Annotated in this window: 26 protein-coding genes; 14 read left to right on the forward strand and 12 right to left on the reverse strand. The window is 64.0% G+C overall.

Features of this window, described 5'->3' with window-relative positions:
* The first annotated feature begins 16 nt into the window (after positions 1-16).
* Positions 17-1,399: an aspartate aminotransferase family protein gene (locus tag DWF00_RS16450; RefSeq protein ID WP_114832239.1), complete on the forward strand. Its 1,383-nt coding sequence runs from the start codon at positions 17-19 to the stop codon at positions 1,397-1,399.
* A gap of 14 nt (positions 1,400-1,413) precedes the next feature.
* Entirely contained in the window at positions 1,414-2,196 is a 783-nt protein-coding gene (locus DWF00_RS16455) for an SDR family NAD(P)-dependent oxidoreductase (protein WP_114832240.1), read from the forward strand.
* Between the two features lie 102 nt (positions 2,197-2,298).
* On the opposite strand, the gene DWF00_RS16460 is transcribed toward DWF00_RS16455, so the two are convergent.
* Together DWF00_RS16460 and DWF00_RS16465 are read right to left on the reverse strand one after the other, a co-directional pair.
* Positions 2,299-3,120 (reverse strand): IclR family transcriptional regulator, encoded by an 822-nt coding sequence (locus DWF00_RS16460; RefSeq protein WP_114832241.1) that lies wholly within the window; start codon positions 3,118-3,120, stop codon positions 2,299-2,301.
* Positions 3,121-3,252: 132 nt separating this feature from the next.
* A complete protein-coding gene (locus DWF00_RS16465) occupies positions 3,253-4,101 on the reverse strand; it encodes a transporter substrate-binding domain-containing protein (RefSeq protein WP_114832242.1) in 849 nt (282 codons plus the stop codon).
* Between the two features lie 332 nt (positions 4,102-4,433).
* Here DWF00_RS16465 and DWF00_RS16470 point away from each other — a divergent pair, with 332 nt between their 5' ends.
* The 4 genes from DWF00_RS16470 to DWF00_RS16485 all read left to right on the forward strand — a co-directional run bounded on the left by DWF00_RS16470 (position 4,434) and on the right by DWF00_RS16485 (position 9,932).
* Positions 4,434-6,020: an ABC transporter substrate-binding protein gene (locus DWF00_RS16470; protein WP_114832299.1), complete on the forward strand. Its 1,587-nt coding sequence runs from the start codon at positions 4,434-4,436 to the stop codon at positions 6,018-6,020.
* Between the two features lie 88 nt (positions 6,021-6,108).
* On the forward strand, positions 6,109-7,122 hold the full coding sequence (locus DWF00_RS16475) for an ABC transporter permease (protein WP_114832243.1): 1,014 nt from the start codon (positions 6,109-6,111) through the stop codon (positions 7,120-7,122).
* A gap of 12 nt (positions 7,123-7,134) precedes the next feature.
* Positions 7,135-8,043 (forward strand): ABC transporter permease, encoded by a 909-nt coding sequence (locus tag DWF00_RS16480; RefSeq protein WP_114832300.1) that lies wholly within the window; start codon positions 7,135-7,137, stop codon positions 8,041-8,043.
* A gap of 188 nt (positions 8,044-8,231) precedes the next feature.
* Entirely contained in the window at positions 8,232-9,932 is a 1,701-nt protein-coding gene (locus DWF00_RS16485; protein WP_114832244.1) for a dipeptide ABC transporter ATP-binding protein, read from the forward strand.
* Between the two features lie 362 nt (positions 9,933-10,294).
* Here the strand turns inward: DWF00_RS16485 and DWF00_RS16490 are convergent, their stop codons facing one another.
* The 8 genes from DWF00_RS16490 to DWF00_RS16515 form a co-directional block, all read right to left on the reverse strand.
* Positions 10,295-10,633, reverse strand: coding sequence for a helix-turn-helix domain-containing protein (locus DWF00_RS16490; RefSeq protein ID WP_114832245.1), 339 nt, complete (start codon positions 10,631-10,633; stop codon positions 10,295-10,297).
* On the reverse strand, positions 10,626-10,961 hold the full coding sequence (locus DWF00_RS16495) for a hypothetical protein (protein ID WP_114832246.1): 336 nt from the start codon (positions 10,959-10,961) through the stop codon (positions 10,626-10,628). Before DWF00_RS16495 ends, DWF00_RS16490 begins: the two co-directional genes overlap by 8 nt.
* 222 nt (positions 10,962-11,183) lie before the next feature.
* Positions 11,184-11,357: a hypothetical protein gene (locus DWF00_RS29470; protein WP_181832867.1), complete on the reverse strand. Its 174-nt coding sequence runs from the start codon at positions 11,355-11,357 to the stop codon at positions 11,184-11,186.
* Positions 11,354-11,764 (reverse strand): lipocalin-like domain-containing protein, encoded by a 411-nt coding sequence (locus DWF00_RS29115; protein ID WP_147283821.1) that lies wholly within the window; start codon positions 11,762-11,764, stop codon positions 11,354-11,356. Before DWF00_RS29115 ends, DWF00_RS29470 begins: the two co-directional genes overlap by 4 nt.
* A 91-nt stretch (positions 11,765-11,855) precedes the next feature.
* A complete protein-coding gene (locus DWF00_RS16500; RefSeq protein WP_114832247.1) occupies positions 11,856-12,209 on the reverse strand; it encodes a hypothetical protein in 354 nt (117 codons plus the stop codon).
* A 52-nt stretch (positions 12,210-12,261) separates the two neighbouring features.
* Positions 12,262-12,546 (reverse strand): hypothetical protein, encoded by a 285-nt coding sequence (locus DWF00_RS16505; protein ID WP_114853048.1) that lies wholly within the window; start codon positions 12,544-12,546, stop codon positions 12,262-12,264.
* Positions 12,547-12,786: 240 nt separating this feature from the next.
* On the reverse strand, positions 12,787-13,389 hold the full coding sequence (locus tag DWF00_RS16510) for a twin-arginine translocation signal domain-containing protein (RefSeq protein WP_114832249.1): 603 nt from the start codon (positions 13,387-13,389) through the stop codon (positions 12,787-12,789).
* 4 nt (positions 13,390-13,393) lie between these two features.
* Positions 13,394-13,660, reverse strand: coding sequence for a hypothetical protein (locus DWF00_RS16515; protein WP_114832250.1), 267 nt, complete (start codon positions 13,658-13,660; stop codon positions 13,394-13,396).
* A 371-nt stretch (positions 13,661-14,031) separates the two neighbouring features.
* Here DWF00_RS16515 and DWF00_RS16525 point away from each other — a divergent pair, with 371 nt between their 5' ends.
* The 7 genes from DWF00_RS16525 (at position 14,032) to DWF00_RS16565 (ending at position 20,178) form a co-directional block, all read left to right on the forward strand.
* Positions 14,032-14,283 (forward strand): helix-turn-helix domain-containing protein, encoded by a 252-nt coding sequence (locus DWF00_RS16525; RefSeq protein ID WP_114832252.1) that lies wholly within the window; start codon positions 14,032-14,034, stop codon positions 14,281-14,283.
* Complete coding sequence (locus tag DWF00_RS16530; RefSeq protein WP_114832253.1) at positions 14,280-15,005, forward strand: DUF3102 domain-containing protein; 726 nt, start codon at positions 14,280-14,282, stop codon at positions 15,003-15,005. Before DWF00_RS16525 ends, DWF00_RS16530 begins: the two co-directional genes overlap by 4 nt.
* Positions 15,006-15,081: 76 nt before the next feature.
* On the forward strand, positions 15,082-15,366 hold the full coding sequence (locus tag DWF00_RS16535; protein ID WP_114832254.1) for a hypothetical protein: 285 nt from the start codon (positions 15,082-15,084) through the stop codon (positions 15,364-15,366).
* Between the two features lie 78 nt (positions 15,367-15,444).
* Positions 15,445-15,957 carry a DedA family protein gene (locus DWF00_RS16540; protein ID WP_114832301.1) on the forward strand — a complete coding sequence of 171 codons (513 nt, stop codon included), beginning with the start codon at positions 15,445-15,447 and terminating at the stop codon, positions 15,955-15,957.
* A 566-nt stretch (positions 15,958-16,523) separates the two neighbouring features.
* Positions 16,524-16,895 carry a hypothetical protein gene (locus DWF00_RS16550; protein ID WP_147283822.1) on the forward strand — a complete coding sequence of 124 codons (372 nt, stop codon included), beginning with the start codon at positions 16,524-16,526 and terminating at the stop codon, positions 16,893-16,895.
* A 2,255-nt stretch (positions 16,896-19,150) separates the two neighbouring features.
* Positions 19,151-19,615, forward strand: coding sequence for a hypothetical protein (locus DWF00_RS16560; protein ID WP_114832302.1), 465 nt, complete (start codon positions 19,151-19,153; stop codon positions 19,613-19,615).
* Positions 19,612-20,178, forward strand: a complete 567-nt coding sequence (locus DWF00_RS16565; RefSeq protein ID WP_114832258.1) for a hypothetical protein — start codon at positions 19,612-19,614, stop codon at positions 20,176-20,178. Before DWF00_RS16560 ends, DWF00_RS16565 begins: the two co-directional genes overlap by 4 nt.
* A gap of 259 nt (positions 20,179-20,437) precedes the next feature.
* Here the strand turns inward: DWF00_RS16565 and DWF00_RS30000 are convergent, their stop codons facing one another.
* The gene (locus tag DWF00_RS30000) at positions 20,438-20,626 is read right to left on the reverse strand and encodes a hypothetical protein (RefSeq protein WP_281270159.1); all 189 of its coding nucleotides are present in this window, start codon (positions 20,624-20,626) and stop codon (positions 20,438-20,440) included.
* Entirely contained in the window at positions 20,553-21,242 is a 690-nt protein-coding gene (locus DWF00_RS29475) for a hypothetical protein (protein ID WP_181832868.1), read from the reverse strand. Before DWF00_RS29475 ends, DWF00_RS30000 begins: the two co-directional genes overlap by 74 nt.
* A 125-nt stretch (positions 21,243-21,367) precedes the next feature.
* On the opposite strand from DWF00_RS29475, the gene DWF00_RS16575 reads away from it, so the two are divergent.
* A complete protein-coding gene (locus DWF00_RS16575) occupies positions 21,368-21,592 on the forward strand; it encodes a hypothetical protein (protein WP_114832260.1) in 225 nt (74 codons plus the stop codon).
* Positions 21,593-21,614 lie beyond the last annotated feature (22 nt).

Raw genomic sequence — 21,614 nt, forward strand, 5'->3', positions numbered from 1 at the left:
ACCAGGGAGAAGCGAGATGCCCGCAACGGCACCATCACCGGCAGCGCGCGGCGCTGGCGGAGACAACGACTACTATGGCGCGGTGCTATCGCGCGCGGCCGAGATCGAGCAGGCCTATCGCGCCCTGACGCCGCGCTCCGGCGCGCTCTTCGCCCGGGCGGGAACGGTGTTCCCCGGCGGCTTCACCCGCGACGCCATCATGCGCAAGCCCTACGCCGCCTTCGTCACCAGCGGCCAGGGCAGCGTGCTGACCGATGCGGATGGCCGCGCGATCACCGATTTCTGGTTCAACGCCACCTCGCTGCCGCTTGGCCACGCCCATCCGGCGGTGGTCGAGGCGGCCGAGCGGCAATTGCGCAAGGGGACCGCCTATTTCGCGCCGACCGAGCACGAGCTGGCGCTGGCGGAACTGCTGATCGCCCGCGTGCCTTCGGCCGAGCGCATCCGCTTCGCCAATTCGGGCAGCGAGGCGGTGATGATGGCGATCCGCTTCGGCCGCGCCTTCTCGGGACGGCCGCTGATCGTGAAGTTCGAGGGCAGCTATCACGGCTCCTATGACGATGTGAGCTGGTCGGTCAGCCCGGCACCGGAGCGCGCAGGGAGCGCCAGCCAGCCGACGCCGACCGCCGAGAGCGCCGGGCTCGCCGGCACGGATGGCCGTGTCGCAGTGCTGCCCTTCAACGATGCCGAGGCTCTGCGCAGTTTCATCACGGCGCATCACCGGGAGATCGGCGTGCTGCTGGTCGAGCCGATGGCGAACCGCATCGGCCTGATCCTGCCCGACGACGCGTTCCTGCGCGAGGCGCGGGCGCTCTGCGACCAATACGGCATCGTCCTGATCTTCGACGAGGTGATCGCCTTCCGCGTCGGCTATCACGGCGCCCAGGGCCTGCTCGGCGTGACGCCGGACCTGACCACGCTCGGCAAGATCATCGGCGGCGGCTTCCCGGTCGGCGCCGTGGCGGGGCGCGCCGACGTGCTCGACCTGTCATCGCCGGCGCAACGCGAGCGCGTCACCCATGCCGGCACGTTCAACGCCAACCCGATGGTCGCGGTCGCCGGCCTCGCCACGATGTCGGCGCTGACGCCGGAGGTTTTCGCCGGGTTCGAGGCGACGGGCAACGCCCTGCGCAAGCGACTGTCCGACCTGTGCGAGGGCCTGCCGCTGCAGGTCACCGGCGCGGGCTCGCTGTTCAAGATCACAGCGACCGGCACCACGATCCGCAACTATCGCGACGGCGCCACCGCGAACTACGCCTGGGAGAGCACCGTCTCGCTCGCCCTGCTCAATGCGGGCTTCCTGATGACGCCGGGCCTGTCGGGCGTGATCTCCACCGCCACCACGCAGGCGCAGATCGACGCGTTTATCGACGCCCTCGCCCAGATCATCGCCAGCTAGAGAAGCATCTCCTCATGACCACTCTTCCCTCCGGTGCTGCCCTCGCCGGCAAGGTCGCCATCGTCACCGGCGGCGCGACCGGCATCGGCCGCGCCATCGCCGCCCGCTTCGTCGAGGCCGGCGCCTCCGTCGTCATCGCCGGGCGCAATGCCGGCGTCCTGCAGAAGACAGCTATCGAGATTGGCTGCCACGCCGTCGCCGCCGACGTCACGCGGGAGGAGGAGGTGAAGCGGCTCGTCGCCGAAACGCTCGCCAAGTTCGGCGGCGTCGACATCCTCGTCAACAATGCCGGCGTGACCGGCCAGGTCGCCAAGGCCGAGGACCTCGACATCGCGCAATGGGACGAGACCATGGCGATCAACATCCGCGGCACGATCCTGTGCATCAAGCATGTCGTGCCGAGTATGCGCGCGCGCGGCGGCGGCGCGATCATCAACATGTCGTCGCTGATGGGCCTGCGCGGCTATCCGATGCGCAGCGCCTACACCGCGACGAAATTCGCCGTGATCGGCATCACCGAGGCGGTGGCGCAGGAGGTCGGCATCGACAATATCCGCGTCAACGCGCTCTGCCCCGGCGCGGTCAATGGCGAGCTGATGCAGCGCGTCATCGCCGCCCGCGTCGCAGCCGAGAACCGCCCGGCCGAGGAGATCATCCGGGTCAACTACACCGACAAGGCGGCCCTGCGCCGCTGGGTCGAGCCGGAGGAGGTCGCGGAATCCGCGCTGTTCCTGGCGAGCGCCGCCTCCTCGCCGCTCACCGGCGAGCGCATCAAGGTCGATGCCGGGCGGATGTAGCTGGAGCATCGGACCGAAAAGTGGAATCCGGTTTTCGGGATAATCCGATGCAATGACAAAAGCCTAGATCGCCACTTTGCGTCCGATAGGACGCATGGCGATCTAGCGCTTCGGCACGTAGCCGAGGCGGGCCGAGATCCGGAGCGCGGCATTGACCACCTCCTGAACGTCGAGCGTCTCGATCTGCGTCATGTCGAAAGCCGTGTCAGGGCCGGAGATGTCGATGGCCGCGGCGACCTTGCCGTTGCGATCGAAGATCGGCGCCGCGATCGTGCTGCCGCCGGCCTCGACGACGCCGCGGCTGATGACATAGCCCTTCACCACCGCGTCCGAGACCTTGCCCATCAGCTCGGCGACGCTCTTCGGGGTCTGCTCGGTCATCGGCTCGAAGCCGCTGCTCTCGAACAGCAGGCCGATCTCGCGGCTCGACAGGTCGGAGAGCAGCAGCCAGCCCATCGGCGTCGCATAGGCCGGCAGCCGCGTGCCGACGTTGAGGTTGCTGAGGAAGCCCGAGCGCGTCTGGACGCAGCTGAGGTAGAGCACCTCCTTGCGGTCGCGGATGGCGAGATGGGCGGAGACGTTGGTGTTGTCGCGCAGCAGCTCGAGATCGGCGCGCGAGACCTCGATGATGTCCTTCGAGGCGAGATAGGCATAGCCAATGTTGAGCACGCGCGGGCCGAGCGTGAAGCTCTTGCTGTCGGCGACCTCCTCGAGGAAGCCCATGAAGCGCAAGGTATAGGTCAGCCGGAAGACGGTCGAGCGCGTCAGCGAGAGGCGGCGGGCGATTTCGGAGACGCTGAGCGGCCGGCGGGCATCGGCCACGGTCTCGAGCAGAAGAAGGCCGCGCCGCAGGCCGGGGACGAAGTAGATATCGTGATTCTTGTGCGTTTCACGATTGTCGGCGCTCTCTTCTTCGATATCCATGCAACCCTCGATTTCAAGCGCTTGTGTAGCTCATCTCCCATCGTGCCAAAACTGGTTTGATGATTGCCCGGAGACGGGCGCGGCCGCCGTCGTCGCCGACGGCGGCCGCGTCACGAGGCAGGGTCCGGGAGATCAGAATTCGACGCCGGCCGGGATCTTGCTGGTGTCCAGGCCGAACTGCTCCATGGCCTTGAAGATCGCCGCCTTGCTGCGGCCGTCCTTGCGGTACTCGGTCGCCCAGTCCTGCAGGAACTTGGCGAAGCGGTCGTCGCCGTCGCGGCGCGCGCCGCCGAAGGATGGCAAGGTGTAGGCCGGCTGGAGCACCGTCATGGCGCCGAGGCTCTTGTTCGCCTTGAGCGCGCCGAGCCCGGTCAGGACCGTGGTGACCAGCGTGTTGGCATTGCCCGACTGCACGTCGAGAACCGCCTCGGCCATGCCCTTCAGAGCCCGGATCTCGGCATTCGGCAGGTATTGCCGCGCTGCCTGCTCATCGGTCGTGCCCATGACGACGGCGACCTTGACCTCAGGCTTGCTGTAGTCGGTCCACTTGTCGCCCGGGTTGAAGTTCTTGGCGTTGAGCGCGACGTTGGGCAGCGAGTACATCGGCCCGACGAGGTTGAGCACCTTCTTGCGCTCGTCGGAATAGCTCAGGCCGAAGAACGTATCGATCTTGTCGGCCTGGAGGTCGAGCACGACGGTCGTCCACGAGGTGATGACGAAGTCGACCTTGATCTCCTTGTTCAGGGCCTTGCTCAACGCCTTGGCGACGTCGCGGCCCATCTCGGCGGAGAAGCCGATCCACTCGCCGTTCTCCTGCCAGAAATAAGGCGGCCGGTTCGGGATGACGCCGACGCGGACGACGCCGCTCTTGGCGATCGTATCCCAGCTCGGTGCCGCGGCCGCGGGCGTGGCGGCCGGAGCCAGCGCCACCAGGGCGAGAAGCGCGACGGCAGCGCCGCGCAGCATGCGAAAGAGTGTCATCGAAGCCAATCCCCTGCTCGGTCATATTTATGGACGAACTTATGTTTTGCATACCAAACATTATGGTCGAAGCCTTGTCAATGCGGCCCGCCGCTTTTGACAACCTGCGCGCCTTCTCGGCAGCGCATGACCTGATCAAAAAATGAGCAAATAAATCGACCTTGCATACAATAGAGCAGCGGGCGCGCTCGCCATTTCCGTTTCCGGATAAATTTCAAGGGCATGCCTGTTGGCATGCTCCGTGCTTGAACCTTGCATGCTTCACGCCCGCCCTCTGCGGCGGCGTGTTCCTTCGCCCGAAGTGCTGATTGGCCAACAAGGATCGCATCCCGATGATCACCCGCCGTTCCGTCGTCGCAGCAGGCCTCTCCGCCCCGCTCGTCATCCAAGGCACAGCCCGGGCGCAGGCGCCGAGCCGCAGCGAGACGCTGCTGCTCGTGCAGGAATACGGCCCCAACAGCCTGGACATGCAGGGCATCGGCGCGTCGCAGCCGGTCAACGGCGTGGCGCTGAACTGCTACGACCGGCTGCTGCGCTTCAAGCCGGTGCCGATCCCGGGCGGCGGCGGCAACACCATCGCGATGGGCGAGCTCGAGGGCGAGCTGGCCGAGAGCTGGCAGCTCGCCTCGGACGGCATGAGCTGCACCTTCAAGCTGCGCGACGCCACCTTCCATTCCGGCCGCAAGGTCACGGCCAAGGACGTCAAATGGTCGCTCGACCGGGCCGTCTCGATCGGCGGCTTCGCGACGACGCAGATGAATGCCGGCTCGCTGGAGAAGCCGGAGCAGTTCGTCGTGGTCGACGACAAGACCTTCCGGGTCGACTTCATCCGCAAGGACAAGATGACGCTGCCCAACCTGGCCGTCACCATTCCCTTCATCTTCGACTCCGAGCTCGCCATCAAGAATGGCGGCGACGATCCCTGGGCCAAGGAATACCTCAAGAACAACATCGCCGGCTCCGGCGCCTACAAGGTCGAGAGCTGGAAGCCCGGCGTCGAGACGATCTATGTGCGCAACGATGCCTGGACCTGCGGAAAGCTGCCGCAGCTGCGCCGGATCATCGCGCGCGACATCGCCTCGCCCTCGACCCGCCGGGCGCTGATGGAGCGCGGCGACGCCGACGTCTCCTACGGGCTGCCGCCGAAGGACTTCAAGGACCTGCTCGATGCCGGCAAGGTCAACGTCGTCGGCGTACCGATCCCGAACGGCGTCTGGGGCTGCTACCTCAACACGCAGGTCGGCCCGTTCAAGGACGTGCGCCTGCGCCAGGCCGTGGCCTGGGTCATGCCCTATGAGAAGATCCTGCAGGCGTCGCTGTTCGGCCGCGGCGTCGACATGTCGGGCGGCACGACGCCCAAGGTCGCCTGGCCGCAGCCCTTCCCCTACAAGACCGATACGGCCAAGGCCAAGGCGTTGGTCGATGCTGCGGGCGGACCGTTCTCGACGACCCTGTATTTCGACGCGGGCAACGCCACCGTCGCCGAGCCGATGGCCGTGCTGATGAAGGAAGCGCTGGCGACGATCGGCATCACCGTCGAGATCAACAAGGTGCCCGGAGCCAATTTCCGCACCGAGATCGCCAAGAAGACCAATCCGATGGTGCTGAACCGCTTCGCCGGCTGGCTCGACTATCCGGATTACTATCTGTTCTGGACGATGCACGGCAACAACTCGATCTTCAACATTGCCGCGTACCAGAACCCGGCCCTCGACAAGCTGGTCGATGCCGCGCGCTTCGCGCCTGACAAGGCCTCCTACGACGCCAATGTCATCGACTTCATCAAGCTCGTGAACAACGAGGTGCCGATGGTGCCGATCAACCAGCCGACCCACGACGTCGCCATGCAGAAGAGCATCGGGGGCTACCAGTTCCAGCCCTGCCGCGAGCCCGACTTCCGCTACCTGACCAAGGGCTGAGGAGAATCCGTGTCTTCCTCCGGAACCGCGCCGTCGCGCGTTTCCGGGTTTGACCTACGAACCTGCCTAGTCGGATGGGGAGCGCATCATGCTACGGATGATAGGAGCCCGGCTGCTGACGACGGTTCCCTCCGTCATCGGCGTGATCATCGTCACCTTCCTGCTGACGCGGGTTCTGCCCGGCGATACCGCCGCCTATTTCGCCGGGCCGGCGGCGACGCCGCAGGCCATTGCCGAGATCCGCAACAAGCTCGGCCTCGACCGGCCGCTGCCGCAGCAATTCGTCTCCTATGTCACGGCACTGGTGAAAGGCGATCTCGGCCAGTCGCTGACCACCGGCCAGTCGGTGATCAGCGATATCTCGGCGCGGCTGCCGGCCTCCGCCGAGCTGACGCTCGTGGGACTGCTGCTCGCCATGGCAGTGGCGCTGCCGCTCGGCGTGCTCGCTGCGGTGAAGCAGGGCTCGTGGGTCGACCATCTCTGCCGGATCGTCGCGACCGCGGGCGTCTCGCTGCCGGTGTTCTTCACCGGGCTGCTGCTGGTCTACGTCTTCTACTTCATCCTCGGCTGGTCGCCGGCGCCGCTCGGGCGGCTCGACGTCTTCGCCTCCGAGCCACCGCGCATCACCGGGCTGCTGCTGATCGACACGCTGGTCGCACGCGATTTCGAGACCTTCCGTAGCGCCTTCGCCCAGCTCATCCTGCCGGCGCTGACGCTGGCGATCTTCTCGCTGGCGCCGATCACGCGCATGACGCGCGCCTCGATGCTGGCGGTGCTCGGCGCCGATTTCGTGCGCACGGCGCGCGCCAGCGGCCTGAGCAATACCAAGGTCATCGGCACCTACGCCTTCCGCAACGCGATGCTGCCGGTCGTCACCACGTTGGGAATGGTGTTCTCGTTCCTGCTCGGCGCCAACGTGCTGGTCGAGAAGGTCTTCGCCTGGCCTGGCATCGGCTCCTACGCGGTCGAGGCGCTGATCGCCTCCGACTACGCGCCGATCCAGGGCTTCGTGCTGATCATGGCCATCATGTACGTCGCGCTGAACCTGCTCATCGACGTTCTCTACGGCGTCATCGATCCCCGCGTCAGGCTGGAGGGCTGAGCCGTGAACGACATGAGCCAAGCCAAGACTCCGGAGGTCGAACCCGTGCCGGCGCTGCGCTTCGAGGCGCCGCCCTCGACCAGCCTATGGAGCCACGCGCGGCACGTCGTCTCCGAGAACCCGGTCACGGGCCTCGCCTTTGCGCTCTTCGCGCTGATCCTGCTGGCGGCGATCTTTGGCCCCGCGATCGTGCCCTATGACCCGCTGGCGAGCGACACGGCGGCCGCGCTGCAGGCCCCGAGCGCCAAGCACTGGTTCGGCACCGACCAGCTCGGCCGCGACATCTTCAGCCGCGTCATCGCCGCGACCCGGCTCGACTTCTCGATCGCGGTCTTCTCGGTCGCGCTGGTCTTCGTCCTGGGCGGGCTGGCAGGAGTCATGGCCGGCTTCTTCGGCGGCTGGGTCGACAAGGTCGTCGGGCGCATCGCCGACACGATCATGGCCTTCCCGCTCTTCGTGCTGGCGATGGGCATCGTCGCGGCGCTCGGCAACAGCGTCACCAACATCATCCTCGCGACCGCGATCATCAATTTCCCGCTCTATGCCCGCGTCGCCCGGGCCGAGGCCAACGTCCGGCGCGATGCCGGCTTCGTGCAGGCCGCGAGGCTCTCGGGCAATTCCGACTGGCGCCTGCTGCTGACGCAGATCCTGCCCAACATCATGCCGATCATGGCCGTGCAGATGTCTCTGACCATGGGCTACGCCATCCTCAACGCCGCCGGCCTGTCCTTCATCGGACTCGGCGTGCGCCCACCGACGCCGGAATGGGGCATCATGGTCGCGGAGGGTGCGAGCTTCATCGTCTCCGGCGAATGGTGGATCGCCTTCTTTCCCGGCCTCGCGCTGATGGTCGCCGTGTTCTGCTTCAACCTGCTCGGCGACGGCGTGCGCGACCTCGTCGATCCGCAGCGAAGGAATTGAGCGATGAGATGGCATAGCGCGACGGTGCCCCGCTCCCCTTCTCCCCTTGCGGGAGAAGGTGCCGGCAGGCGGATGAGGGGTCGCCGTGCCCTGTCCGTTCAGCGTTGCGATGCGCCAACCGGCAGCGTCGCGCGACCCCTCACCCCAACCCTCTCCCGCAAGGGGAGAGGGGGTAGGCGGAGCCAAGCATGACCGCGCAGCCCCTGCTCGACATCAGGAACCTCACGGTCGAGTTCGCCACCCGTCGCGGCGCGGTGCAGGCCGTGAAAAGCATCGACATCCAGGTCGGCAAGGGCGAGACCGTCGCGATCGTCGGCGAATCCGGCTCGGGCAAGTCGGTGACCTCCTATGCCGTGGTGCGCATCCTCGACCGGGCCGGCAAGGTCGCGGAAGGCTCGATCAGCTTCTCCGGCATCGATCTCGTCACCGCCGACGAGGCGCAGATGCGCGACCTGCGCGGGCGCGAGATCTCGATGATCTTCCAGAACCCGCGCGCGGCGCTGAACCCGATCCGCAAGGTCGGCAAGCAGATCGAGGACGTGCTGCTCCAGCATGTCCAGGCGACGGGCGCGACGGCGCGGGAGAAGGCGATCGAAGCGCTGACCAAGGTCAAGATCGCCCGCCCGGAGGAGCGCTACGACGCCTATCCGTTCGAGCTCTCCGGCGGCATGTGCCAGCGCGTCGTCATCGCCCTCGCGCTCGCCTGCCAGCCGCAGCTGCTGATCGCCGACGAGCCGACCACCGGGCTCGACGTCACCACGCAGAAGGCGGTGATGGACCTGATCGTCGAGCTGACGCGCGAGCGCGGCATGTCGACGATCCTGATCACGCATGATCTCGGCCTCGCCGCCGCCTATTGCGACCGGGTCGTGGTGATGGAGAAGGGCCGCGTCGTCGAGACCGCCGACGCCGCCGACATCTTCCGCAACCCGCAGCACCCCTATACCCGCAAGCTGATGCAGGCGACGCCGCGCATCGGCATGAGCCTCGCCGACCTGCTGCCGGAGGCCTCGAGCGGCCCGCCGGCGCAGGCGCGCGCGCCGCAAGCGGCTCCTGCCGGCACCGAGCCGCTGATGCGGGTCGAGAACCTCGTGAAGGAATATCCAAGGCCGGCGACAGGCGCCTTCTTCGCCAAGCTGATGGGCAAGGCCGAGCCCTCCAGCCCGCCCTTCCGCGCGGTCGACGGCATCAGCTTCGACGTAGCGCGCGGCGAGACGCTCGGCCTCGTCGGCGAATCCGGCTGCGGCAAGTCGACGACCTCGATGATGATCACGCGGCTGATCGACCCGAGCGGCGGCCGCATCGTCTTCGACGGCACCGATATCGGCGCGATCCCGGCCAAGCAATTCGCGGCCTCGCCGCAGCGCCGGCGCATCCAGATGGTGTTCCAGGACCCGACCGACAGCCTGAACCCGCGCTTCACCGCCGAGCGCGCCATCGCCGACCCGATCATGCGGATGAGCACGCTCAACGGCCGCGACGCCCTGCGGGCGCGCTGCGAGGAGCTGGCGCGGCTGGTCGGCCTGCCGGTCGAGCTGATCGACCGCTTCCCGCATCAGCTCTCGGGCGGGCAAAAGGCGCGCGTGGGCATCGCGCGGGCCATCGCGCTCGACCCCGACCTCGTCATCCTCGACGAGCCGACCGCGGCGCTCGACGTCTCCGTGCAGGCCGTGGTGCTGAACCTGCTGGAAGAGCTGAAGCTGCGGCTCGGGATGAGCTATCTCTTCGTCTCGCACGACCTCAACGTCGTACGCCTGCTCTGCGACCGGGTGATCGTGATGCGCTCCGGCGCGATCGTCGAGCAAGGCACGGCCGAGGAGGTGCTGGGCTCACCCAAGGCCGAGTACACCAAGGAACTGCTCACCGCGATCCCGCATCCGCCGGCCTGAGCGCCGCATGTTCCCATCCGCAGCCTGAAGGGCACGGCGCGCCGACCTGAAGTTATCTCTGGACGCCAACCACGCTGGCCCGCGCAATGCCGGCGCGCACCCTCTGCCCGCAGAGGTCGCGAAGACTGCGAGCCTGGCACCACAGGGGCGGCCTCAGGCTGGCTACGCACGGCGCGCGACAATTCAAGGCGGAGGGGAAATGGTGCGCTTGAGGGATTCGATTTATCACCTCAAGATATTGAAATTAAATCGTTTTCTACTTTTTAAGCGACATAAAGGCCAACTAAAAGGCCAACTGAATTCGCCGCTGCTCGTGGTATCGCGCCGCTTTTCTGTGCCAGAACGCCGCAGGCAACAAAATTCTACTGCTCCACATCCCCTCCGCCAGCAGGAAGCGCGTCGAGCAACTTCTCAAGCTCAATGTGCCTGATCAGCGTGAGCCTTCCAAGCTTTAGGGTGACGAGCTGCCGCTCCTTGATCAGCGCATAGATGGTGGTGCGGCCGACGCCGATCTGTTCCGCAGCATCCTCCACCCGATAGGCAAGTCGGGAAGCGGTCGCGGACGCCGAGCGATTGGGCGGAGCCGCCGCTACGCCATTCACCGGCAGGCCGCAACTGGGACAGCAATTCGCCGCCCCTCCCCTTTTCCGTTCATCAATCGTGGCGGCGCCCTTGACGCGATAGGCCAGGGGCTCAGCCATCAGACTGCTCCCGGTCGGCTTTCGCCCGGAGCCGCAGTACCTCGCGATCCAGCATCCCTCGAAACGCTTCAGACGTGGCCTGCATGTCGAAGCCCCGCTCGCTGAGGTGCTTCACCAAGACCCGTTCCCAGTTCGCCCCGTGATGCTCCCAATCCCGCGCAGAGTTCCGTACGACCAGTCGCAGCAAGCACGCAGCCATGTCCTCCCGATCTGGCGTCCGCGACATCTTGAGCTTCTCGCGGTAGTCCGCCTGATAGCTGCGCTGCCGTCGCAGTCGAGCGCGATATCGGTTCGCATAGTGGCGGTCTGCATTATCTTCGATCGACATGGGCATCTCCTTGGCTGGCCTCATGCCCACCTAGAAAAACCCAATCTTTGAAAGTCAGCAGAGAAATTTTTCGGCGATGCTCGCCTGCCGCCCAAGGCCCACCGACGAAGCGAGCGTGAGGCGCAGGGATGAAAAACGGGGTGAGCTAACCGGATTTCATTCTTCATACATTATTATGGCGCTGACCCTGTTTGATATCCGGGCGATCAAACCCGGTGAGCTTCATCGGTCGCGCAGAGGGATGACGCGCCGGCCGATAACTAGCTCGCCATCGACATAGACGACGGGGAGATGGCCGTAGAAGGCGAAGGTCGGCAGGCTCACCGTCTTGACAGCGAAGGTGGTGCGGGAGGGCTTGCCCTTGCCGCGGTGGCGCGTGGTGCGGGAAGGGCTCATGCGCTCGCCGCTCCGCGCAGGTAGGAAATGACGATCTGGAGCAGAGGGGCGTCGCCCTCCAAATCATAAGTGCCCGAGTAGCTGGTGAACTCCTCAAGCGCGAGTGCCGCCCCTTCCGGCGTTGTCGGCATCGGCGGGCGCTCCCCTAGCTCATCCTGAAGCGCCTCGAACATTGCAGCGGATTTTGCACGGTATTCCGCGTCTCCGGCCTTCCATCCCTCGGGCGAGCGGGCCCATCTGTTGAAGGCCTCCGAAGCTTCTCGACAGCGGAGGATGAGGCTGACGAGCGGATCATTTGACGGCGCCGCCGCTATGACTTGCGGCACGCGTCCGGCAATGGTTCCGGGGATAGTGACAGCAATGGCAGCTGCAGCGCTTTTGAGGACGGATCGACGCTCGATCGACACAGCGAGATTCCTTTCGTTGACTTGCTTTCGTGCCATCGAGCTAACTTGATAACGGGACGGCGAGATTGCTTCCGGGGGGAGAGGTGGCGAGCTAGGCTTCCGGCTGGCCTATGGCTTCGTCATTGAGGATGGCGAGCACGAGGTCAGAGAGTTCGTCCGCGGCCTTCCGCGCGTCTTCCACGTCGAGGTCGCGACGCTGGAGCTTATTGGCGAGCGCCAGCAATCGTGCGCGGTCCTCGAGGTATGTGCTGAAAGGCCTGGACGCCGGCTCGCCGTTCAGGATCTTGTCGACCTCGCTCAAAGACCGGTCGATGGCGTCGACCTGAGGCTGGTACCGCGTCTCTTTCGAGATCGACCCGCCCCACATCACGGAGCGGAAATTGCGAACGGCCGTGGCGATCGACGAGACTGCGGCGGCCAGGTTGTTGATGTCGAGAGCTGCCATGAGGTAGCACTCCTCTAGGAAGGGAGGGGTCAGAAGACCGTCGGCGCGACCGTCAGGCTGCGGATTTGGCAATGCGAAGGATGGAAGCGGCCAGTCGCTCGCCCCATGCGGGCAGGGTCTGGATAAACTCCACTGACACCGTGCCGCGCTCAAACGCCGGGACAGCGCTCAGAGCTTCCAGAGCCTCAGCTTGAACGATGGCTCCGGCCATCGTGACCGGTTCCATCTCCATGATGCTGGCGACGTGGCTGATGAGGGCCTCGCGCGCTTCTATTTCCTTGCGCTGTGCGGGCCGAATGCCGGAGACTTCCCGAATTCGGCTCCGCTCGGCGCCCAACGCTGCGGTCGTGCCCCTGAAAGTGCGGGATCGGCCCACCGGGCTTCGTACCAGCCCGGCCAGCCCTCGACTGCGCGATAGACCGCGTCGTGTGCGTCGAGATAGGCCATGACGCGTTGGAAGCGCGAAGGCCTCTGGCCGGGGCTGCGCAATTTTGGCAAGCCGGTAGCGGCTGCCGCAACGGGTGCGGTCGGCATTGGGTATCTCCTGGTGAGTGACGGCGTAGGGGTTGGGGGTGGTTCAGTCGGGGGCAGCGTCGCCGCAGAGGGCGAGGAAAGCGGTCTTTAGTTCCATCGGTGGCTCTCCCGACGCGCGACCGGCTAGGTATTCCCATTCCCGGTCCATCAAATCGAGGTAGGCGACAAACCCGGCCTTCGTGGTGGGAACGGTCGCGAAAGCCGCATCCAGCTTTTTGGAGTCGGTTGAACTATCCTCGTCAGCTGCGTCTTGAAGCTCGTCCACTCGATGTGTGATCCCTGCGGCGTAGTTGGCCGCTCTCCAGGCTACGACCTGCCGCCTCGCTTTGGCCTTGGCCTCCGACATGACGCGCCCGCCATCGGCAAATGGATGGAAAAAGCGGTCAATGTCGTAATCGTTTCGAGCCTCGTTCATGGTCTGGCCATTGAACGATATGGACGGAGCTGGGCCAGCTTCAGCGACCGCAGCCAGATTTGCCTCACTAACCATCTCCAGCTTGGCCAGCCAGACCGCATGGACCGCCTCGTATTCCGCGAGCGCCACAAGGAACGGGTCGGACTGGCCCGCGGCGAGAGCGAGCGCAGGGGCACCGGTAACGGCGATGGCGGCAGCGCCAGCCATGAAGTTGCGACGGGTAGCTTTCATGGGTTCAGGCTCCAACAGAGTGGCGGTTGAGGAGGCGGCGCTTGCCAGGGCGAGCCTTGGCGGGCTGGCGAGCGAGCCCGGCGCATGCGGCCATCAGATCGGCCTCGTCCATGCACAGCTCGCAAATCGCTGCCTTTGGATGCGATATGGTGAGAATCCGGCCCGTTTCGTCGGGCTCCTCCCGGCAGCCGCAGAAGCCGCAGCGGATATCGGCGAGTCGCGTCCGCAGTTTCAGCGAGGCGGGCGGCATCAAGCGATGGAGCGAGGCCATAGCTCAGGCTCCCACGTTAGAGAGGCGGCTTGCAGCCGATCGATGGCCGAGACGTTGAAGCGCTCGCGGTAGTGCTCGTTCTCGATCGCCTGCCGCAGGCCCTCGGCGCCGCCGTGCTGTGCCAAGATGGCGGCTGAGCTGGAGAGCGAACCGACCGTGCTGATAAGCGCGGCGTATGATGGCGGACTTGTCGAAGGCGACACCATGGTGGCTTGCGCGGACCAGTGGCAAATTGCTGTGCATGAACTGTCCCCCTCTTGGCGTTTCCGATGGAAACGATTAAAAGCAACTCTTATGGTTGCTTATAGGCCACAGGGACAGACCATGTCAACCGTTTTAGTTGTATACGGCTGAAAAAATTGTAACATGAAATGGAGAAAGCGGTTTTGATAACTCCGCAGCAATGCAGAGCCGCCAGAGCGGGGCTCGATTGGACGAGGGACGAGTTGGCTCAGAAGGCCGGCGTCGGCCTGAGCACGGTCGCCAGCTTTGAGCGGGAGGAAGGATCGCCCAGGGGGCCAAATCTCGCGGCGATACGGCTTGCCCTCGAGAAGGTAGGTGTCCGGTTTACCGAGGATGGTTGTGTCTGTTTTCCTGAAGCGAAGGAAGGTGCTGGCGAATGACTGCAGTGGCGATCCGGGACAAAGCAGGGTTCGACTACGCCGGCCTCGACCCCACGGAAGCCGAGCAGGCGCGGGGGCATGCCGCCTGGGTCCGGGATACCTACGGCGCGCTCCAAGCGACCACGATGGAAACCGTCGCCGAGATCGGCCTGCGCCTATTGCAGGCACGCGAGACGGTCGGGCACGGCAAGTTCATGCCGTGGGTTTCGTCGGAGTGCGGCTTCAGTCATTCGACGGCGCTGCGCATGATGGACGTGGCTGAGAACATCGGCCCGGATCAAATTCGTCACGTGATGAATTTGCCCGCGTCGTTCGTCTACAAGGTCGCGGCCAAATCGACCCCGCCCGAAATTCGAGAGGAGTTCAAGGCTCAGCTCGCCGCCGGGGAGCGGATCTACACGGGCACGATCGAGAGTCGGATCCTAGAAGCCCGGATGAAGGCGAAGCGCGCAAAGAAGCGCATGAGAATGTCCCCCGCTCAGATCAAAGCCTCAGATGCGCGCGAGCGCCGAGAGGAAGCAGAAAGCGAGCGACGAGCCGCCGAGAGCCAGGCAGCGTTGGCGGCGGCCCGAGCAGTCGTGGAAGCGCTGTTCTCTCGCCTGACCACTGATGAGACAGAGAAACTATTGGAGCTTGGCAAGCGTGCCCGGTATCGCGTGGCCGATGTGGTGATCGAGCGCCTTGGTGCTCTGACCGCCGCCGATATAGCAATCCTGGCTTAGATTCTTCAGCCGTTATGGCGGTGCTGGCGTCAGGCTGGCAAAGCGCGCCGATGGTACGAGTGGGAGGGCACTGACATTGGCCCGCAGCCTTCAAATCCCGAATTCGAAGATCAAAGCCCAGCAGATCGATGGGGCGCAGTTCCAGCACGGTCTGAACGAGGCAGCTTTGACCGCTGAGCGCTTCGCGGAATTATTCTGTAATGGCCGATTGAAGCGCGTTCGGGAGTGGTTGACCGATGAGGTGCCAGTTCCGCCATGGGTACCCGCTTTGCTGGCGGCCATGGGAGTGGCTGACGGTCGGGCGCGCGCCATCGCGACGGCCGAACACCTGCTGGCAATGGGAACCGATAGCGACAAGTAATCGTCGCGCGGCCGTGACGAATGAGAGGTGACCGCTGATGCAGACGAGCACCCCAGCCCTGGCCGCTCCATGGATGCCCTGAGCCTCATCCAACCCTACGTGGCGGCCTACGGGGTGGGGGCCCTGTTCGTGCTCATCTACCTGGAATCGCTTGGCGCTCCCGTTCCAGGCGAAACGGCAGTCATCGCGGCATCAGCGCTCGCCGCTGAGGGGCAACTGAGCCTGCCGCACGCTCTCATCGCCATCTTCTGTGGGGCTGTGCTCGGGGACAGCACAGGCTACGCGATCGGGCGGTTCGGCGGCCATAAGCTGCTCACGACCTACGGACCACGCTTCAAGCTGACAGCGGAGCGGCTGGCGAGTCTGGAGGCGTTGTTTCAGAAGCGCGGCATCTACATCGTCTTGACCGCACGCTTCGTCGTCGTGCTTCGCCAATTAAACGGGGTCATTGCCGGCTCCGTTCGGATGCCTTGGTTTCATTTCCTGCCTGCCAATGTTGCGGGGGCGCTGCTTTGGACCATCGCGTGGGGCGCGGGTCCATATTTCGTGATCCACGTCGTCCAACCCCTCATCGGACAATGGCGCTGGTGATGGCCAGGCGCCGATGGTAGCCGCGGTTAACCCGGTGGGCCGTGCTCAAGTTTCACGGCGGCGTCGAAATCGCTCCAGCATGCGAATGCACCACATGGTGAAACTGGCCATCGGCATTCGCAGGAATGGGATGTCCGCGGCCAAGAGTAGGAGCCCTAGCGGCAGCATCCAGATCCCCAGGAATGGAAGAATCGAGAAAATCCCGCCTAGAACGAGCAGCAGACCGGCGGGCAATCTCACCCATCGCGAGGCAGGGTGTCGAAGCCACCGAATTGCCGACGCGAGCCAATCCGGAACCTCTTGTTCAAGTCGCTTGAACGCAGCTCGCAGAGCCCGCTTCCCGTCCGCCATTCGTCCCTTGCCTGCATCCAAATTTCTCGTTCAACGAGATAGGTAGGCATCCCCGAGGAGGTCTGCCACGCGAATGCTCCCAGCGCCTAAGCGCTGCCTCGTAAATCAGTTCGAGGACGAGGAACCGCGAGGGGCGTCCGAGGTTGGACAAGGGATCGACAATCCGCATCGGACACCGCGTCGCCGGACGTCCTGAACCCCTAGGAATGATAAATATGAGATGGCAGTTCGCAGTCGCGATCGGGTTGGCCTGTGCCGGCTGCGCCGCGCAACCCCAGATTTATGTTCAGAGCCTCAAGGCCAACGACCCAAAGTGGCAATCAGCAGCATGCAAGGCTATCAGGCAGCAGGCCAACGACTATGAGCAGGGTGAAAACGAGCGGCTGAAGTCGTCAGTCATGATCGGGCTGCTCAGCCCCTCCGGAGCGTTAGCGACCACGGACGTAACCAACAAGCAGAACGTTCGACGGAAGCAATTCAACAGGGAACTGCATCTTAGGTGTTCGAGTGCGCCCCTTCCCGAAGACCTCACGAACATTCCGGACATTCAACCGCCGCCGATGCTCAACACCGAACGAGGGAGCTAGCGGGCGTTCACGCGAGGCGAACCTCAAACGTTCCACTCGGGCGGCCTATTTCGGATATAAAAGCGCCCCTGATGTCTCCGTCAGCTCGCGGCCGACTTGTAGTCGAATAGGTGCAGATTCGCCGGCCCTTCCAGACGGCGCGGACGGTCCTTGCAAGCCCGGCGGACCAGACGTGCCTTGCCTTCCGGCCGGACCACATAGCCCCGTCGATGATCCTTCAGGCCCCCCCGGGCCGCCCGGCGCGCCGGATCCAGGTTTTCCAGAGTTGCCGCCCGGAGCACCGGCGGACTGAATGTTGATGTCAGCGTCTCGATCCAGTTCTTCGAGAGTTACCGTCACGGCTCCACCGTTGCCGCCGTCTCCGCCCCGCCCCGCAGCGCCACCAAGTCCGCCTGCGCCGCCATTGCCCCCGTGTCCCGGCCCGGCTGCGCAACTAAACACCGAGGATCTGGAAGAGCCACCTCTTGCACCAGCTCCGCCTTGCCCCCCGTTGCCGCCGTTACCTCCGGGTTCGCCCGATTGGCCATTGTTGCGGATCGTGAGGTGACCCGAAAGAGTCTTTGCAAGAATCTTGATAGCACCCGCACTGGGCCCGTTTGGCCCCATGCTCCCGTCTTGGCCTTGGCCGCCCGGTCGACCACTCTCGCCACTTGTGCCTCCAGATGGACCCGGTGGGCCAGGCAAACCGTCTAGCCCCCCTTTGGGCGGCACGTTCTCGAAACTCGCTATTATCGAGCGGCCGGCGTGGAGCGCACTCGCGCGGAGTGTGAGGCTGAAGCCATTGGTTACGATGCGCGATGGAAGCCGCAACGGCTGGTCGTCCTTGCCCAGCTCTGCCGAATCTTTGAGGATCAGCGGGTCGGCGAACTCGATCCCCTGGAAATTGGTGGGCCGCGAGTCCGGAGGGACATCGGAGGTGACAATCCGGGGCGCGGCCTCCCTGACGCTAAATGGATAAGCGCGAACTGAACGATTGCCCCACCTATCCTCAGCCACCAGTTCAAGCAGGTAGGAACCTGGGCGGGTCAGGTCGTCGCCCGCATGGCCGATGGCGATAGCCACAGAGGGGTTCGCGGACAGCTCGGATCCATTGATGGTCCAGCGGAAACGAAGGGGGCGGTCGTCGAAAGCTCTGGACTGAGCCGCGTTGATGTTGGCACTGAAGGGCAGCGATCCAACTACCGGTATGCCAGTAACGATTAGCGCTGGTTCGCTCGGATCGCGAGCTACGAGGTGTGCGAGCGCGGTGGACGACTTCCGGCACCCACCCTCCGCAATCAGGAGCTGGAGGAAGTTGCACCGATGGTCGTCTGTAACATCAAGAGTAATCTCATAGGCGCCCGATACTTGGGGGGTCCATTCGAGCACCCTCTTGTCAAGGTCGGTAAGCCCGACCTGCGGCGTTGTCCCGTCGGTGCGAGCGAAGAGAGGCGTGACGGTCCATTTGAAGACGAGGCGTTCGACCGGATCGTCAGAATCCAATGAAGCTGCGCCGGACATGCGAACGGCCCGTCCGGTTGGCACAATCCGGAGGCTTTGATCTTCGCTGGGCCGCCCCGCGAACACAATTCGTTCTGTGCCAACGACCATCGTTATTCGGGCCTCAGGAGCCTCGTTTTTCTGAAAAATGCCTCCAAAGAAAGCCACGCCCGCAGTTATCAACACGCCCAGAAATGTCAGGAATGCGCCTAGGTTATTCGAGACGAACCGGACGAGGCCACCGGGCTCGCTTGCCTTAGGCGCCTCCTTTTCAGGAGCTGCGCCCTGAACCACGACGCGAATGGTACTTGGCAATGCCATCCGCTTCTCGCGTCTCCGCCAGCTGACCAAACGACAATGTCAGACGGCTCTTGCCTCTGCAACTTTGGCGCTAAAGTTTTGCTGGTGGCGTGCCGTCAAAGCTCGATTGAGGAGCTCTCGTCGAACATCGAGAATGTGAGGGAGAGGACGCCGGCATAAATGCCATGAAGGCGCTGGTTGCTGAACATAGCTCAAACGCGCAGCGTGGCATGTCGATCGAGGCGCGAACGATGCCCCTGCTTGAATGGCAGCTTTTGAACGGAAGGCCGATGTGATCGAGGAAACCGTATCGCGGGTTCGATGGAGGCGGAGGAAATCGAACCCACGTGATACTGATCACGTGTAGACTGGGGGCGATTCCATCCGGCGGCGTATAATCGGCGAAGAAACGCCCTAAGGGCATAGACACCTATGCGAGCGCGCTGCAGCATACGCGGGAAATGCTCGGGGGGATCATGCGTGTTTTGATTGTTGCCGGCCTAGCGGCCGCCCTCGGCGGCTGTGCGGCCGCGCAGGTCACTAGAACGTCTGCTAATACAATGCAGATCGATGCAGGTGCTGCCCCAGCTTGTGGATCTGCCGGGGCTGCAAAAGTGGCGGCTAAGAGCGCCGCGATTGAAACCGTCCGCGCTGGCTTCGAGCGCTACATTATCGTGGGTAGCCAGGCTCAGAATAATGTCTCAGTTTCTCAAATGCCTGGGAGTTTCCAGACCTCAGGAACCTATGGTGGCGGCTCATATAACGCCACCAGCACCTATGTCCCTGGCCCAACCATCGTGAGCGGGAGCCACGATCGAGCGCTATCTGTCGTGATGTTCAAACCAGGCGATGCCGGCTTTGAAAATGCGCTTGATGCGAAGCAACAGCTCGGCCCGGAATGGCCTGAGCTCGTAAAAACCGGCATCCGAACGTGCCTATGACGCGCAAATTGCCGGCGCGTGACGAGTTTTTCGATGTGTACGGGCCCTATGACATCGAGGTTGACGGAACGCAGGTGCCCGCTTCTCAAAAGGCGCTGTGGGAGCAGGTTCGCGAAGAAGAAGGCTTAGAAGAATCCATAGGGTGTTATATGTTCTGTATCCGGCGCGGTGGGATAATATTGCCGTGGTACATCGGAATGACGGTGGCGGTGAAAGGGTTCCGTGGGGAGACGTTCACGCCGCATAAAATCGATATCTATAATGACTGCCTCCAACGCCAGAGCGGGCAGCCGCAGTTATTTATTTTCCCTTTCATGATCAAGCCGGACGAGAACGCTAACCTGCGCTTTAGTTTGGATCGTACTCGCGGCCGCAGGATAATTAAGTGGCTAGAGAAGACGTTAATGGGCATGGCACTCTCGCGAAATGACGAGCTAGCGAACTTGCGCGATGCAAGCCTCCCCCGCAGCGTGAGTGTTCGAGGGGTTCTTGGGGCACCGCTGCGGGGTAGACCGTCTACCGACGTTGCAGAGGCGCGACGCGCCCTACTCGGCGGGCAATGATCTATCGCCCGTACCTTCCCATGGTCGGTTCACGGCCTACTCAGGAACGGGATGGCCATGCCACGACTCGGGCAAGGCCGCTGACGGGGCTTGTAAGGATGGTGGCTGGGGGGGGCAGTAGCCGGATGCGATCAAATGCCGCCTGCGACCCTAGAAGGGCGCTTTGGCGCCCCGGCCAAAAGGAGCGGCCATCATGGCCATACCTTGCTGCGACGGACAGGGCGTCCGCCGTACCGGCGATACGTTTCTGCGAGCCGGGTCAGGTGATCAACTCAGCCAGCGCTTTCATTTCCTTGACCATCGCGGAAAGCATGCGCCGGTTCTGAACGGCTTCTGCTGTGAAGCGGCCGTGCTTTAGCGCGTACGTGTTTCCTTTAGGCGCGCCGGGGCTCTTTCCGCCGTGCATGCGACAACGGCAGTTCGGCATCGCCGGAGATTGGCAGGACATTCCCGAGCGGGTCCGAGCGCAGCAGCGCGGGCTCAGGTGCATCGGCATTTGGCTTTGCATGGGGCTGACCCTTTGAATTGGTTGCAACCCCACCCCCGCCCCCTGGCGAGCTGAAGTTGCCAATTGCGGCCTGGCCGCCTTCGTGGACATGGACGTGCTTGACCGTGACCTTCTGCTGGCCGCCCTTGCCGCGATGACGATTCAAGGCCTCTATCAAGGTGGCGTAGGTCCGGGAGAGCTTGTTGGCCTGGGCTAGGTTCATTCCGCGGGCTTCGGCCGACTGCTCCTTGATCATCGCCCGGCGGTAGCATTCCATTGCAGCATTGTGCGCGGCGAAGAGCTGGGCGGCCATCATGGCCTCCAACTCGTCGGCCGGTTTCATCTGCATCATGTACGCCACGGCGGCGTTGTACTGCCTGCCCTTCTGTTCCTCGTCAGAGTTGGCGAGCCACAGCGTGTCGAACGCCTGATTGACGAGGATATTATTCCAATCATCAGACTTGGAACCGCCGATGTGGGCCAACTGTCCGTCGTTGCTCGGCTTCACCACGTTGCTCTGGATTGTCCGTCGCTGAACAGGCTTGGCGGGAGGGTTCGCGGAACTGGCTTTCGTCACATCACACCTCGCATCATTACCCAGGCGACTATGGCGAAGCTCGCTAGCATCAGGATGCCGTGTCCTCTTGCAGGCTGACGAGGGAAGGGGCACCTTGAAGCAGAAGCGAACAACAGGGGCGACACTTGGACCGTCTGACACGCGGCTTTCATCGCATCGGCCTCGTTGGTGCCGTGCCGCTCATCTTGGCCGGCCTTGTCTTCCTCGCTGTGGCGTTGTCCAGCGGGAGCTTGCAGGGCAGCAATGGCGAAGGCGGCATGACGCTCCTGTGTGGCGCCCTGGCAGTCCTCTGGTACGTCATCTGCCGTGCGCTCGCGTGGATCATCAACGGCTTTCGCGAGACTGCCTGACGAATGGCGCGCCTCGCCCTGA

Source organism: Allobosea caraganae (assembly GCF_003351345.1).
GTDB classification, from domain to species: domain Bacteria; phylum Pseudomonadota; class Alphaproteobacteria; order Rhizobiales; family Beijerinckiaceae; genus Allobosea; species Allobosea caraganae.